Below are 13,072 nucleotides of genomic sequence, written 5' to 3'. Positions count from 1 at the left end.
GGGCGGTATAGTCTTGAATGCAAATCTTTTTCAGCAAGGCGAGGCGATCATGAAAGCCTGGATTTCTTCTACTTTGACGGCGGCTGTTATTCTTGGCGCGGCGACGGTCGTCCAAGCCAAGCCGATTTCCCGAATTATCTCGGAAATGGGCCTTACTCCTGCGGATTTCGAAGTGGTGAGTGCGACCGCGGACGCGATGTTGACCGGATCGACACCCCGCGTCGGCGAAGAAAGCACCTGGGTAAACGACGCAACCAGGTCGAAAGGCACGATCCTTGTCCGTGATGTGCGGGATAACTGCGTTCACCTGCAGCACTTTATTCAGTCCGAAGGCGCGGAGCAGACCCGAGAGGTCAGGACACGCCGCTGCCGCGATGCGGGCGGCAACTGGATCCTGACGCCCTGATCCGCGATCAGTAGCCGCGCGCCCTGTCGACCTCGTGCAGCAAGGCTTGCCCGGTGGTCAGCCGCTGAAAGTTCTCGCCCACATCCGTCAGAGCCTCGCCCAGATGCCAGCCGGAAACGTGTGGCGTGATGGTGACGCCCGGATGCGCCCAGAGCGGGTTGTCCGAGGGTAAGGGTTCCGTTGATGTCACATCCAGTACCGCATGGCCGGGTGCGCCATTGTCCAGCGCAGAAATCAGCGCGATTTCGTCGATCAAATCGCCCCTGCCGGCGTTCAGTAGCTGACTGCCAGGTTTCATCGCAGCCAGAATCCGGGCATCGAACAGCCCGACGGTCTGAGGGGTTGAGGGCAGGATCGCGCAGACATGATCGCATTGCCCCAGCAATTCCGGCAGGGCAGCATCGCCATGCAGGCAGGTCACGCCGTCGATCTGCTTGGGGGACCGGCTCCAGCCCATGACCTGAAACCCGACTGCCCGCAGCATCCTGGCGCTGCGCGCACCGATATGGCCCAGCCCAAGAACTCCAACCACCGTTTCGGGTGCATAGAGGGGGGCTTTGGGCAGCCATTCCGCGCGGTGCTGGGCGGCTTCGTGAAAGACCATATGGCGTTGGCGGCGCAGGACATAGGCCACGAACCATTCGGCGATTTCCTGTGCGGGCGCATCTGGTTTCAAACGCGCCACCCGCACATGATCCGGCAGGTTGGGGTTGCTGACGATGGTCTCGACTCCGGCGCCCAGTTTTTGCACCAGTTGCAGGTTGGGCAGGCGTTTGGGGTGGTCGTCGCTTAACCTGACCACCGCAACCACGGTGATGTCGGCAGGATCGCCCAAAGTGTCCGGTGTCCTTACATCCGCGCCGGGGTAAAGCCGCTGGATATCGCGGGCAATATCGCGATCGCTGATCCAGTCAGACACCCCGGTTTCGATCAGCAACGCCATGATGCTCCTCCCACTGCTTCAATTTTCGCTATGCCCGGTTAGCGAACTGGACATTTTCCCCGCAGCTAAGTCATTCTCGGGCCGAAGGTAAAGCCCGGTCTTGGCACCGGGTGAGCAGAAAACGTTGAGGCAGTTCATGAGCGGGACATCAGAGCAGAGCCGTCCGGCCTATTTCCATTTGCGCGACGACGGGGCCTTTGTTGGCAACGATCCGGCGCGTGGGCCTTGGTCTGCCGATCATTGCCATGCGGGGCCGGTCAGCGGCCTGATCGTGCGGGCAGCGGAAACAGAGGTTGGCCCCGAGAAGATGCTGACCCGCCTGACGGTCGATCTGCTGCGGCCGCAACCGTTGGCGGGGCTGCGGGTGGCGGCAGAGACCACGCGCCACACCAAGACGCTGGCAACCACGCGGGTTACGGTGCACGATCTGGACGACAGGCTCTGTGCCACCGCCACGACCATGCATCTGGCGCGGCGCGATCTGGGGCCGGTTCCGAATGTGACAATGGCTCCGCCCCGGTTGCATGACGCGGTGACCGGCCCGTTTCCGATCGGTGAGGTGCGCCATTATCTGCCCGGCTTCGCCAATCACTCGGATGTGTTGTATCCGAAAGGCGGCAATCAGGGGCCGGGCCCCAAGACGGTATGGATGCGGGTCCCGGCCCTGTTGCAGGGCGAGGCTCCGTCACCGATCCAGGCGCTATGCCCGCTGGCCGATTGCGGCAATGGCATTTCGTGGAATGCACCTACGACCGAGATGGGATTCATGAACACTGATCTGACTGTCCAGATTCATCGTGAGCCGGTGTCGGACTGGCTGGCCTCGGAGTCGATCAGCCATTGGCAGCCCTCGGGGATCGGAATGTCGCAATCGGTGCTGTATGACACCGAAGGGCCGGTGGGCACCGCCCTGCAAACGATTATTCTGTTTCCACCAACCTGATCCCTTGGCCGGTTTCTGCATGCCTTCCGTGAAACGCATTGCCGGGCGTGGGCCGAACCCCTATCTTTCGCCCATGCGCTGGATCGTACCCTTTTTGACCTGCTGCCTGCCGTTTTCGGCAATGGCGCATCCGCATGTCTTCATCGACACCGGGTTGGAATTCATCGTGGACGACTCCGGCCAGCTGACCCATGTGCGCGTGACCTGGGCCTATGATGAGTTCTACTCGTTGCTGGTCCTTGAAGACATGAAGCTGGATCAGGATGCGGACGGTGTTCTGACGGACAGCGAACAGGGCTTTCTGGCCGGTTTCGATGCGCAATGGATGGAGGGGTATAACGGCGATCTGGTCCTGCTCGCGGACGGTGCTCCGGTGACCCTGTCCGGCCCGATGGAGCCGCAGGCCACCACCGAGGACGGGCGCATCGTCTCGTCCCATCTGCGCGCGGTCGAAGGCGGTGCCGTGCCGGCTTCGGCGCTGACGGCAAAAGCCTATGACGAATCCTATTATACCGCCTACGAGGTGACCCGTCCGGTGACGGTGACCGGCCCCGCGTCTTGCCAGATCAGCCGGATTGATCCCGACATCGACGGTCAGCTGGCGCAGATGCAGGCGTTTTTGTTGACGCTCGACGCGGATTACGATCTTGAGGAAAACGATATCCCGCTGGTCGGGGAGAGCTTTGCGACCGAGATTTTCGTTTCATGTCCAAATACCTGATTGTTCCGGTTGCCATCTCCATTGCCTTGCTGCTGTGGTTCTGGGGCAGCGGCGGCTTTGACAGTCTTGCGGCTTGGGCCGCAGGTGAGCAGCGCGAGTTTCAGAACCAGATTGCCCGCGCCTTGCGTGCCGCCCGCGCTGAACAGCCCGAGGCGGTCGTGACCCTGCTGACGGTCTGTTTCGCCTATGGCTTCTTTCACGCTATCGGTCCCGGCCACGGCAAGGTGCTGATCGGAGGCTACGGGCTGGGTCGCCGCGTTGCCTTCTGGCGCCTGTCTGCGATCAGTGTGCTGTCCAGTCTGGGGCAGGCGGTGACGGCTGTTGTGCTGGTTTACGCAGGGGTCCTGATCTTTCAGATGTCGCGCGAAAGCCTGGTGGGCACGACCGAACAGGTCATGGCCCCGATCAGCTATGCCGCCATTGCCGCAATTGGTCTTTGGCTGGTGTTCCGGTCTGTTCGCAGCTTTGCACGGCGACATCGGACCGAAAGCGCGCATCAGCATGAGCATCACCACCATCATGACCACGATGATGGCGTTTGTTCCGATTGCGGCCACCGCCACGGGCCAACGGCCGAGGAAGTTGCACAGGTCGGCAGCCTGCGCGAAGCCATGATGCTGATCGCGGGCATTGCCGCACGGCCCTGCACGGGTGCCCTGTTCGTGCTAATCCTGACGTGGCAGATGGGCATCGCATTGGTCGGCATCGCGGGCGCCTTTGCGATGGCTTTGGGCACGGCGACGGTAACGACTCTGGTCGGCTGGACCTCGTTCGGACTGCGCGGAGGGTTGCTGGCCTCTGCCTCGGCCACGCGGTTTGCCTCGGTGCTGGCCCCGACCATCGAACTGGTGGCGGGGCTGATCATCGTTGTGATCGCCAGCGGGTTGCTGATGCGCGCGATCTAGTCGAACACCGGTTCCGGATATCCGACCCGCGCCAGGTACAGGCCCTGCGGCGGGCATACCGGCCCGCAGGCGGCCCGATCCGCAGCTTCCAATGCGTCGCGCACATCTTCGGGCGTCCATGCCCCTGCGCCGACACGCTCCAGCGTTCCGACGAAACTGCGCACCTGGTTGTGCAGGAACGACCGCGCGCGGACGTGGAAATGAACCTCTGGACCGGAAAACCCCTGAACCTGTTCGACCCGCAGCTCGTCCAGCGTTTTGACGGGGCTTGCGGCCTGACAGATCGAAGACCGGAAGGTGGTGAAATCATGCCGCCCGATCAGCATATCTGCCCCGGCCTGCATCGCATCGATGTCCAGCCGGTGATTAATCTGCCAGACCTGTCCGGCGTCGTGGGTTGCAGGTGCACGGCGCATCAGGATACGGAACAGATACTGACGCTCCAGCGCCGAGAACCTTGCGTGCCAGTCGTCATCCACCCGCGCGGCCTTTACGATTGCCACAGGCTGCGGCTTGAGATGATAATTCAGCGCCTCGGACAGACGGAACGGGTCCCAGTCCTTGATCAAATCGCAATGGGCCACCTGACCCAGCGCATGCACCCCCGCATCGGTGCGACCAGCGGCGGCGATGGTGTGATCGCCGGGCTGAATGCGCGACAGCGCCTGTTCGATTGCCCCCTGCACGGACGGCAATTCCTTTTGCCGCTGCCACCCGGCAAACGGTTCCCCGTGGTATTCGACTTTCAGCGCGTATCTGGGCATGGGCCGCTGGTAACGTGCTGCGCGAAAAGGGGCAAGAGCGGGAAAGCTCTGGCAAGTGCCGCGTGCTCTACCTATCTTGGGCGAAACGAAAAAAGCGGGGCGACAGTTTGGTCATCTCATCCCTGGCAGACAGTCTTGTGCGCGGCGTTGAATCCGTGGGCGACCGCGTGTCCGAGACATTGTTCGAGCCGGTCATCCGTCTGGGCGTCACCGGATTGGCGCGGTCGGGCAAGACGGTTTTCATCACCTCTCTGGTTGCGAATCTGCTGGACCGGGGGCGCATGCCCGGACTGGTCGCGCAGCAAGAGGGGCGGATCAACACCGCTTATCTGCAGCCGCAACCCGACGATACCGTGCCCCGGTTCGACTTTGAAAATCATCTGGCCGCGCTGACCGGCCCGCAGCCGCATTGGCCCGACAGTACCCGCGCCGTGTCCGAGCTGCGCTTGTCGTTCAAGGCCCGCCCTTCGGGTTTGCTGTCCGGGTTACAGGGGCCGCGCACCGTCCACCTGGATATCGTGGATTACCCCGGAGAGTGGCTGCTGGATCTGGCCTTGCTGGACAAGTCCTATGAGGTCTGGTCGGCCGAGACGCTGGACCGCATCGCTGGCCGGGCTGAGGCCGCGCCGTATATCGCACAGGCCAAGGCGGCTGAACCAGCAGAAAAACATGACGAACCCACGGCGCAGACGCTGGCGAAAACCTTCGCCGCGTATCTGAGCACCGCGCGCGAGGCCGGTTTCTATGATTGCACGCCGGGACGGTTCCTGTTGCCGGGTGATCTGGCGGGGTCTCCGGTGCTGACATTTGCACCTCTGCCGGTGGACGGCCATGGGCCGCGGCGCAGTCTGCACCGGGAAATGGCGCGTCGATACGAGGCCTATAAAGCGCAGGTGGTGAAACCGTTCTTTCGCGACCATTTCTCGCGGATCGACCGGCAGGCGGTTCTGGTCGATGCGCTGGGCGCGATCCACAAAGGCCCGCAAGCGGTCGAGGATATGCGCCGCGCGATGGCCGATATCCTTGCGGCCTTCCGACCCGGTCGCAACGCGTGGCTGACGCAACTGCTGCTGGGCAAACGGGTCGAGCGTATCCTCTTTGCCGCCACCAAGGCCGATCACCTGCACCATACGCAACATCCCCGCCTGACCCATATCATGGAGGCGCTGACTCGCGACGCCCGCGACCGGGCCAGCTTTGCCGGGGCGGAAACGGCGGCGCTGTCTCTGGCCGCGATGCGGGCGACGACCGAGGAAATTCGCACGCATGACGGGGCCGATCTGCCTTGTGTGCGTGGCACCTTGTTGGACGGTAAACAGGCGGCGTTTTATCCCGGCGACCTGCCCGAAGACCCCGCCCATCTGTTGGGACCCGCCCGCAACGGGGCCGACAGTTGGCTGGGTGAGGATTTTGGTTTTATGGCCTTTGCGCCCGCGCATCTGACCCTGCGACCGGGCGACGGCCCGCCGCATATCCGGCTGGATCGCGCCGCGCAGTTCCTGATCGGAGACCGCCTGTGATCGTCACCCTCCGCCCCGCCCGTACCACCGATGCCGGCAGTATCGGAGAAATCCTGCACGCGTTCTCTCGTGATAACGACTGGATGCCGGTGCTGCATTCGCGCGCCGAAACTATCGCTTTCTGCGGGTGGATGATCGATCAGGGTTGGGTCACCGTGGCCGAGGATGACGGCGCGGTTACAGGCTTTCTTGCGCTCAACGGAACGCAGGTCCATTCCCTGTATTTGACGCCCGCCGAGTGTGGGCGTGGGATCGGGCAGCGTCTGCTGGATCACGCAAAAAACGGGCGGCCTGAGCTTTCGCTATTTGCGTTTCAGGCCAATCCCGGCGCCTGCCGGTTCTATGAACGCAACGGGTTTGCCGAGGTTGCCCGCAGCGACGGAACGGACAATGATGAAAACCTGCCGGACATCAAATATGTCTGGCGCGGGGAAAGGGTGGCGGATGGCTAAAGGTCCGGTACTGATTGATCTGGATGCGGAAGAGCCTGCAGCTGACGTGGCGCAGGCCCCGCCGGTGCCCGATTTTGCTCCACCGCAGGGGCAGGCGATGCAGACGGCGGCGCGGCTGGCGGCGCGGAAACCCTCGGCCCTGTCGCGGTGGTTCTGGGGCTTGGCGCTGGCCGTAATTGGCGCGGTGATCTCGGTTGCCGCCTGGGACTTCGTCAATTCGCTGCTCCTGCGCGCGCCTGTTTTGGGCTGGGTCGTGACCGGTTTGATCGGGGCGCTTGTTCTGGTTGCCCTGATTATCGCCCTGCGAGAGCTGGCCGCCATAGGGCGGCTGTCCCGCGTGGACGGGATGCGGCACGCTGCCGATGTCGCTCTGGCCGAGGGTGATCTGGCGCGGGCCCGTGCGGTCACCAACCGTCTGATTGCATTCTACAAGGGGCGTGACGAAACCCAATGGGGCCGCGACCGTCTCGCCGAACGGATGGGCGAGCAGTTTGATGCCTCGACTCTGCTGACCCTGGCCGAAGACGAACTGCTGGCCCCGCTGGACACCGCCGCCAGCCGAGAGGTCGAGGCCGCCGCCCGGCAGGTCGCCACGGTGACTGCGCTGGTGCCTCTGGCGCTGGCGGATGTGGTGACGGCGTTGGCCGCCTCTCTGCGGATGATCCGCCGGGTCGCCGAGATTTACGGTGGCCGCGCAGGGTTTCTGGGCAGTTGGCGCCTGACACGCGCGGTCTTTGTGCATCTGGTGGCGACCGGGGCCGTGGCTGTGGGCGATGACCTGCTTGAGCCGGTTCTGGGCGGCTCGGTTCTCAGCAAACTGTCGCGCAGGTTTGGTGAGGGGCTGGTGAACGGCGCGCTCAGCGCGCGGGTCGGCGTGGCCGCGATGGAGGTCTGCCGTCCGCTGCCGTTTTCCGATCGGCACCAACCCTCGACGCGCGGGATGATCAAGCGGGCGCTCAGCGGGTTGTTTTCGAAAACTTGACCTGACGCAAGGTCCCTTGGCTCGCTGGCGTGCATAACAATGTCGGAGCCAGCCATGACCGATCACGGACACAGCCAGCAGGAAATCGTCGCGCGGATCAACGCGCCGCCCGGCCGGGGTGTGCTGCGCGATGTGGTCTATGGCGGCATCGATGGCTCGGTGACCACTTTTGCCATCGTGGCCGGGGTCGCCGGTGCGGGGCTGTCGCCCTTCATCATCGTGGCGCTGGGTCTGGCCAATATACTGGCGGACGGGTTTTCCATGGCCGCAGGGAATTACTCGGGCACAAAGGCCGAGTTGGACAACATCCGTCGCATCCGCGCTATCGAAGAGCGCCATATCGACCTCTATCCCGACGGTGAGCGCCGTGAAGTGCGCGAGATTCTGGCGCAGAAGGGCCTGTCAGGCCGCGTGTTGGACGAGGCAACGGATGCGATCACCGCCAACCACGAAAACTGGATCAACCTAATGGTCGAGGGCGAATACGGGCTGGGCAGTGTCGATCCCCATCCGTTCAAGGCCGCGATGGCCACCTTCATCGCGTTCCTCGTTGCCGGTATGGTGCCGCTGCTGCCGTTCCTTCTGTCGCTTGATCAGGCCTTTGCCGTCTCGGCCTGCATGACCATGGGTGTTTTCTTTGCCATCGGCGCGTTCAAGAGCCGCTGGTCTCTGGCCCCTTGGTGGCGATCCGGGTTCGAGACCTTTTTGATCGGCGGGGCCGCCGCGTTGATCGCCTACCTTGTCGGGTCTCTGTTTCACCCGTGACGGCCAAGATTGTCGCAGGGTGGCGCATATGGCTGGTCAATCCCCGACCAGCGGTTAGGCTGCTGCAAACGGGTTCAAGTGATCGAGTGCCAATTGCAGCTTGCGCATAAAAACGTTCTGGTTTTAGGGGCTTATGGCTTTATCGGTGCCGCTGTCACGCGGTCGCTGCGGGCTGAGGGCGCGCGTGTTTCGGCCTTTGTGCGCAGTGGGAAATCAGCGGCTCAGGTTCTTGGGGGCATTCCGCAGATACAAGGTGATTTGCGGACCTGTATACAGCCCGAGGATTGGGACAGCCACCTGCAGGGCATTGATTGCGTCGTGAACTGCGCGGGCGCATTGCAGGATGGCCCAGCCGATGATCTTGAGGCCGTTCACCACACCGCCATTGCAGCTTTGGGCGAGGCTTGCGCGCAAAGGAATATTGCAATGGTCCAGATATCGGCCATCGGGGCCGAACCCGATGCAGACACCGATTTCATGCGTACCAAGGCCGCCGGGGATGCGGCGTTGCGGGCCAGCGGCGTTCCGTTGTGTATACTCAAACCGGGTCTGGTGATCGGGCAATCGGATTATGGCGGCACCGCGTTGTTGCGGATGCTGGCGGCGGTGCCTTTGGTGCAGCCCATTGCGTATCCCGAAACCCCTGTTCAATGCGTCGGAATGCAGGACCTGTGCCGAGCCGTTGTGCTGGCCGTGGCGCAAGACTTGCCGCAGGGGGCTTATGATCTGGTCGAAGACACTCCGGCCCCATTGTCTCATGTGTTGGCGGAGACCCGCAAATGGATGGGATTCCCCGACGCGCGGGTTACGGTGGCGGTGCCGGGCATGGTGATCGGCCTGATCTCGGCCTGTGCAGATGGGCTGGGGCATTTGGGGTGGCGCTCGCCCCTGCGCAGCAATGCGATGACGGTGATGGCCGACGGTGTGGTGGGTAACCCAGAGCCCTACCGCGTGGCCACGGGCCGGACGCTGGCCGGATTACCGCAGGTCTATGCGGGTCTGACCTGTTCACGTGAGCATCGGCTGACCGCGCGGATGTCGCTGTTGATGCCTGTGGTTGTCGCGGTGCTTAGCCTGTTCTGGCTGGTATCCGGCCTGATCGGATTGATCAGCCTGCCCCGGGCCGCGGCCCTTCTGACCGATGCCGGGTGGAGCATGGCCATGGCCGTGGCCAGCGTCCTGTTCTGGTCCCTAGTGGATATCGCGCTGGGGCTCGCCATCCTGTGGCGTCCCTGGGCTGCGCGGGTCTGTCTGGCGCAGGTTGCGGTTGCTCTGATTTACCTGCTGGCCGCTAGTTTCACTATTCCCGGCCTGTGGCTCGACCCGCTCGGCCCGTTGATCAAGATACTGCCAGCGATGACGTTGTCGTTGATCGCCTGGCCCCTGTTGCAGAGCCGCTGATGGACCCGGACCTGATCCTGCGCTGGCTGCACGTCATCGGAGCTTGCGTCCTGTTGGGCACCGGCGCGGGGATCGCGTTTTTCATGTTGATCGCGCACCGTTCGGGCGATGCCCGGTTTATCGCGCAGACCGCTGGAGTGGTGGTTTTGGCCGATCTGGTGTTCACGGCCACGGCTGTTGTTGCCCAGCCAATCACCGGCGGCCTGCTGGCATGGCGGCTGGGCTGGCCCCTGACCGAGGGCTGGGTATTGGCCTCGCTGGCGCTTTACGCAGTGGCCGGGGTGTTCTGGCTTCCGGTCGTGTGGATACAGGTCCGTATGCGTGAACTGGCGCAGGCGGCGGCTGACCGGGCCGCGCCATTGCCACAGGCTTATCATCGCCTGTTCTGCATCTGGTTCGCCTGCGGGTTTCCCGCTTTCGCGGCGGTGCTGATCATCCTCTGGCTGATGATTGCGCGCCCATCGATCGGGTGGGTTTAGCCCGTGGGCTTGCGGGCAAGCCAGCGGGATTTCTGACTGTTGCCCGCTGCGTGCCTCGGGTAGCTTGGCGTTGAAACCACTCGGAGAGCCCATTGGAATCCCTGCTTGTTCTTGTCGGATTGATCGTGCTGGCCATACCGGTGGCCATCATTGTTCTGCTTGTCGGCCACACCCGCCTGCGCCGCCGGGTCGAACAGCTTGAGCAGCAGCTTCGCGCGCTGGGCGGGGACGTTCCCGAAGCGCGCCCTGCGCCAACCCGACCCGAGCCGCGCAAACCGACGGAAAAGCCGGACAAGACGCCAAAGCCTGCCCCGTGGTCCAAGGCTCAAACTTCCAAGCCTGCTGTCGAACCGTCCCCACCCGCAGCCGTTGTGTTTCGCGAGGATCGGTTTGCCGCCCTCTCGACCTGGCTGCGCGAGAACTGGTTTTACGCGGTGTCGGCCCTGTCGCTGGCATTGGCGGGGATTTTTCTGGTGCAATATGGCGTCGAAAACGGGCTGCTGCCTCCGTTTGCGCGCGTGACAGCGGCCTTGCTGTTTGGTGCCGCGCTGATCGTTGCAGGGGAAGTGATCCGCCGCCGGTTCGGCGATGACGAAACCTCGGCCACCGCCTATCTGCCCTCTGTCTTCTCCGGCGCCGGTCTTGTTACCCTGTTCGGAGGTATTCTGGCCGCGCGCCAGCTCTATGACCTGATCGGCCCAGAGGTCGCGCTGGCCGCGATGGTTGTGGTCGCGGTGCTGGGGCTGGTCCTGGGCTGGTTCCACGGCCCCTTGCTGGCCGCCGTCGGTTTAATCGGAGCGTTTTCGGCCCCCTTCGTCGTTGGCGGTACGTCCGAGGACCCAAGCTGGCTGTACGCCTATTTCTTTGTGATCGCCGTGTTGGGTCTGGGAATCGATACGGTGCGGCGCTGGGCGTGGATATCGGTTCTGACCCTGTTTGGGGCGTATACTGCCTGCCTGTTGCTGGTGCTGTCCTCGCCGCTGACTGAACCGGATTACCTGATCTGCGTCACGGCGCTGGCGGTGATAGCCATTGCCATCCCTGTCCGGCGCGTTTGGCCCGATCATGGCAGCGCGATGATCAGCCAGATCATCGGTCGTAAAAAGGGAGATGCATGGCCTGAATTCCCGACACGGCTGGGTTTTGGCGCAGTTGCCGTTAGTTCTGCCATTCTGTCAGTGCACTGGGCCGACAGTCCGGCAGAGTTTTGGCTGGGCGTTGTTCTGCTAGCGGGGCTGACGCTTGGATTGATGCTGTGGGGCAGGCGGGCAGAGGCCTTGCAGGATGCGACCGTGTTACCTGCGCTTGGCCTTGTCTGGTTCGTCCTGATGCACGGTTGGGACAATGGCGTTATGCTGCGCCAGTTTGCCGATACCTATACCGAGACCGCCGAAGCAGATTACCCGTGGGTGGTCACGATTTTGACAGCTCTGGGCGCTGTGATTTCCGTCACCGCAACGTGGCGCTCGATGCAGGCGCGCAGGTTTGCGGCCATCTGGGCCGGTGCGGCCGCTGTCTTTGCACCCGCCCTGGCCATCGCGCTTGAGGTCGGCTGGCACCCGGCGGCGGTCATCGGAGCCTACCCGTGGGCGCTGCATGGCATCGCCTTGGGCGTGCTGATGGTCGTCTTTGCCGAACGCTTTGCGCGTGTTGACGGCGACAACCGGATGCGCCCGTCATTGGCGACACTTTCGGCGCTGTCCTGTTTGACCTTCGCCTGTGTCATCGTCCTCAGTTCAGCTGCGCTGACCATTGCTGTGGTCGTTATGGTTGTCGTCGCCGCCGCGCTGGATCGCAAATTCACCCTGCCGCCGATGAGCTGGTTCATCTGGGCCGGAGTGTTCACGGTCACGGTGCGGCTGGTCCTGAATCCGGGTCTTGTCTGGGCCAGTACAGCTCCGGTGGCCGAGATGACATTGGTTTACAGCGCGGCCACCGTTGGGTTCCTGGCTGGCTGGCTGCTGATCCGACCGTTGAACCGCCCCCTGGCGACGTTGCTGCTGGAGAGTGCGGCTTGGGCAACCGGGGGAATCCTGCTGTCGCTTCTGCTGGAACGCTGGCTGCAGAGCTTTGGCGAAGGCAATGCCACCAACAGTCATTGGGGGCTGGGCCTGCTGGCGATCATCTGGTTGCTGCTGGCCTTTGCACAGGTGCAGCGGTTCGAACTGGGCGGCAAGCTGAACTATGCGCGCTACCTGCTGGCCGCGTTCTTTGCCGGGCATGGCCTGTTCCGGTTGACCCAGGCGCTGACCGAGGCGAACCCGCTGCTCAGTACGCTCGTGCCGCCGGTTCTGGGCCCGCCGGTGCTGAACACATTGGCGGTGGCTTACCTGCTGCCTGCGCTGGCCATCGGGTTCTCGGTCTGGCGCATCCAGGCCACACCTCTTTGGCTGAAGCGTACCAGCTATGGCCTGAGCGGAGTGCTGTCGGCCGTCTGGCTGGGATTGGCAATCCGTCACGTCTGGCAGGGCGCAAGCGGCATGTTTGAGGGCAACGGCGTGACCCAGCCCGAGCTATATACCTACACCATGGCCTTGCTGTTGATCGGCGCGGCGCTGTTTTACCAGTCTCTGGCCTGCCGGTCCGACCTGATGCGCAAGGCCGGGCTGGCTGTGATCGGGCTGGCCGTGGCCAAGGTGTTCCTGATCGACATCGCCGGGCTTGGCGGGTTGATCCGGGTATTCTCGTTGCTGGCGCTGGGGCTTGCGCTGGCGGGCCTTGCGTGGCTCAACCGTTGGGCCAAGCTGCGCCATTCGCCGCATGGGGCGGACCCTCTGGACCATTAGGCGCG

At 63.4% G+C, this 13,072-nt stretch carries 13 protein-coding genes; 11 read left to right on the top strand and 2 right to left on the bottom strand.

Annotated features, from left to right (window positions below):
* Window positions 1–13: 13 nt before the first annotated feature.
* Window positions 14–406: a hypothetical protein gene (locus tag ACR0NT_RS12300; protein ID WP_480443146.1), complete on the top strand. Its 393-nt coding sequence runs from the start codon at window positions 14–16 to the stop codon at window positions 404–406.
* Window positions 407–413: 7 nt separating this feature from the next.
* Here ACR0NT_RS12300 and ACR0NT_RS12295 read toward each other — a convergent pair whose 3' ends face one another.
* A complete protein-coding gene (locus ACR0NT_RS12295; protein WP_170672322.1) occupies window positions 414–1,349 on the bottom strand; it encodes a 2-hydroxyacid dehydrogenase in 936 nt (311 codons plus the stop codon).
* 136 nt (window positions 1,350–1,485) lie between these two features.
* Here ACR0NT_RS12295 and ACR0NT_RS12290 point away from each other — a divergent pair, with 136 nt between their 5' ends.
* From ACR0NT_RS12290 to ACR0NT_RS12280, 3 genes are read left to right on the top strand one after another with little or no spacing between them, the layout of a single operon-like run.
* Window positions 1,486–2,292 carry a thioesterase family protein gene (locus ACR0NT_RS12290; RefSeq protein WP_170672320.1) on the top strand — a complete coding sequence of 269 codons (807 nt, stop codon included), beginning with the start codon at window positions 1,486–1,488 and terminating at the stop codon, window positions 2,290–2,292.
* A gap of 28 nt (window positions 2,293–2,320) precedes the next feature.
* On the top strand, window positions 2,321–3,013 hold the full coding sequence (locus ACR0NT_RS12285; RefSeq protein WP_480443144.1) for a DUF1007 family protein: 693 nt from the start codon (window positions 2,321–2,323) through the stop codon (window positions 3,011–3,013).
* The gene (locus ACR0NT_RS12280; RefSeq protein ID WP_170672318.1) at window positions 2,998–3,918 is read left to right on the top strand and encodes a HoxN/HupN/NixA family nickel/cobalt transporter; all 921 of its coding nucleotides are present in this window, start codon (window positions 2,998–3,000) and stop codon (window positions 3,916–3,918) included. Before ACR0NT_RS12285 ends, ACR0NT_RS12280 begins: the two co-directional genes overlap by 16 nt.
* Here the strand turns inward: ACR0NT_RS12280 and truA are convergent.
* Window positions 3,915–4,682, bottom strand: coding sequence for a tRNA pseudouridine(38-40) synthase TruA (truA, locus tag ACR0NT_RS12275; protein WP_170445486.1), 768 nt, complete (start codon window positions 4,680–4,682; stop codon window positions 3,915–3,917). The two genes, ACR0NT_RS12280 and truA, sit on opposite strands and share 4 nt — an antisense overlap.
* A 107-nt stretch (window positions 4,683–4,789) precedes the next feature.
* Between truA and ACR0NT_RS12270 the strand changes: the two genes are divergently transcribed.
* The 7 genes from ACR0NT_RS12270 to ACR0NT_RS12240 all read left to right on the top strand — a co-directional run bounded on the left by ACR0NT_RS12270 (window position 4,790) and on the right by ACR0NT_RS12240 (window position 13,067).
* The gene (locus tag ACR0NT_RS12270) at window positions 4,790–6,202 is read left to right on the top strand and encodes a YcjX family GTP-binding protein (RefSeq protein ID WP_170672316.1); all 1,413 of its coding nucleotides are present in this window, start codon (window positions 4,790–4,792) and stop codon (window positions 6,200–6,202) included.
* Window positions 6,199–6,654 carry a GNAT family N-acetyltransferase gene (locus ACR0NT_RS12265; protein ID WP_170672314.1) on the top strand — a complete coding sequence of 152 codons (456 nt, stop codon included), beginning with the start codon at window positions 6,199–6,201 and terminating at the stop codon, window positions 6,652–6,654. Before ACR0NT_RS12270 ends, ACR0NT_RS12265 begins: the two co-directional genes overlap by 4 nt.
* The gene (locus ACR0NT_RS12260) at window positions 6,647–7,636 is read left to right on the top strand and encodes a YcjF family protein (protein ID WP_170672312.1); all 990 of its coding nucleotides are present in this window, start codon (window positions 6,647–6,649) and stop codon (window positions 7,634–7,636) included. The genes ACR0NT_RS12265 and ACR0NT_RS12260 overlap by 8 nt, the downstream gene beginning before the upstream one ends.
* 54 nt (window positions 7,637–7,690) lie before the next feature.
* Window positions 7,691–8,401 (top strand): VIT1/CCC1 transporter family protein, encoded by a 711-nt coding sequence (locus tag ACR0NT_RS12255; RefSeq protein WP_170672310.1) that lies wholly within the window; start codon window positions 7,691–7,693, stop codon window positions 8,399–8,401.
* Between the two features lie 93 nt (window positions 8,402–8,494).
* Window positions 8,495–9,802, top strand: coding sequence for an SDR family oxidoreductase (locus tag ACR0NT_RS12250; protein ID WP_480443141.1), 1,308 nt, complete (start codon window positions 8,495–8,497; stop codon window positions 9,800–9,802).
* On the top strand, window positions 9,802–10,281 hold the full coding sequence (locus ACR0NT_RS12245; RefSeq protein WP_170672308.1) for a DUF2269 domain-containing protein: 480 nt from the start codon (window positions 9,802–9,804) through the stop codon (window positions 10,279–10,281). Before ACR0NT_RS12250 ends, ACR0NT_RS12245 begins: the two co-directional genes overlap by 1 nt.
* A gap of 92 nt (window positions 10,282–10,373) precedes the next feature.
* The gene (locus ACR0NT_RS12240) at window positions 10,374–13,067 is read left to right on the top strand and encodes a DUF2339 domain-containing protein (RefSeq protein ID WP_170445468.1); all 2,694 of its coding nucleotides are present in this window, start codon (window positions 10,374–10,376) and stop codon (window positions 13,065–13,067) included.
* Window positions 13,068–13,072: the final 5 nt, after the last annotated feature.

It is taken from the genome of Ruegeria sp. AB10, assembly GCF_056542745.1.
The sequence above is the reverse complement of the archived record's forward strand: the minus strand, read 5'-3'. Positions and strand labels throughout refer to the sequence as shown.

What these genes read in the sequence shown, in the direction of transcription:
- ACR0NT_RS12295 (WP_170672322.1), bottom strand. Translation starts at nt 1,349, where the DNA reads ATGGCGTTGCTGATCGAAACCGGGGTGTCTGACTGGATCAGCGATCGC.
- ACR0NT_RS12290 (WP_170672320.1), top strand. Translation starts at nt 1,486, where the DNA reads ATGAGCGGGACATCAGAGCAGAGCCGTCCGGCCTATTTCCATTTGCGC.
- ACR0NT_RS12280 (WP_170672318.1), top strand. Translation starts at nt 2,998, where the DNA reads ATGTCCAAATACCTGATTGTTCCGGTTGCCATCTCCATTGCCTTGCTG.
- truA (WP_170445486.1), bottom strand. Translation starts at nt 4,682, where the DNA reads ATGCCCAGATACGCGCTGAAAGTCGAATACCACGGGGAACCGTTTGCC.
- ACR0NT_RS12260 (WP_170672312.1), top strand. Translation starts at nt 6,647, where the DNA reads ATGGCTAAAGGTCCGGTACTGATTGATCTGGATGCGGAAGAGCCTGCA.
- ACR0NT_RS12255 (WP_170672310.1), top strand. Translation starts at nt 7,691, where the DNA reads ATGACCGATCACGGACACAGCCAGCAGGAAATCGTCGCGCGGATCAAC.
- ACR0NT_RS12245 (WP_170672308.1), top strand. Translation starts at nt 9,802, where the DNA reads ATGGACCCGGACCTGATCCTGCGCTGGCTGCACGTCATCGGAGCTTGC.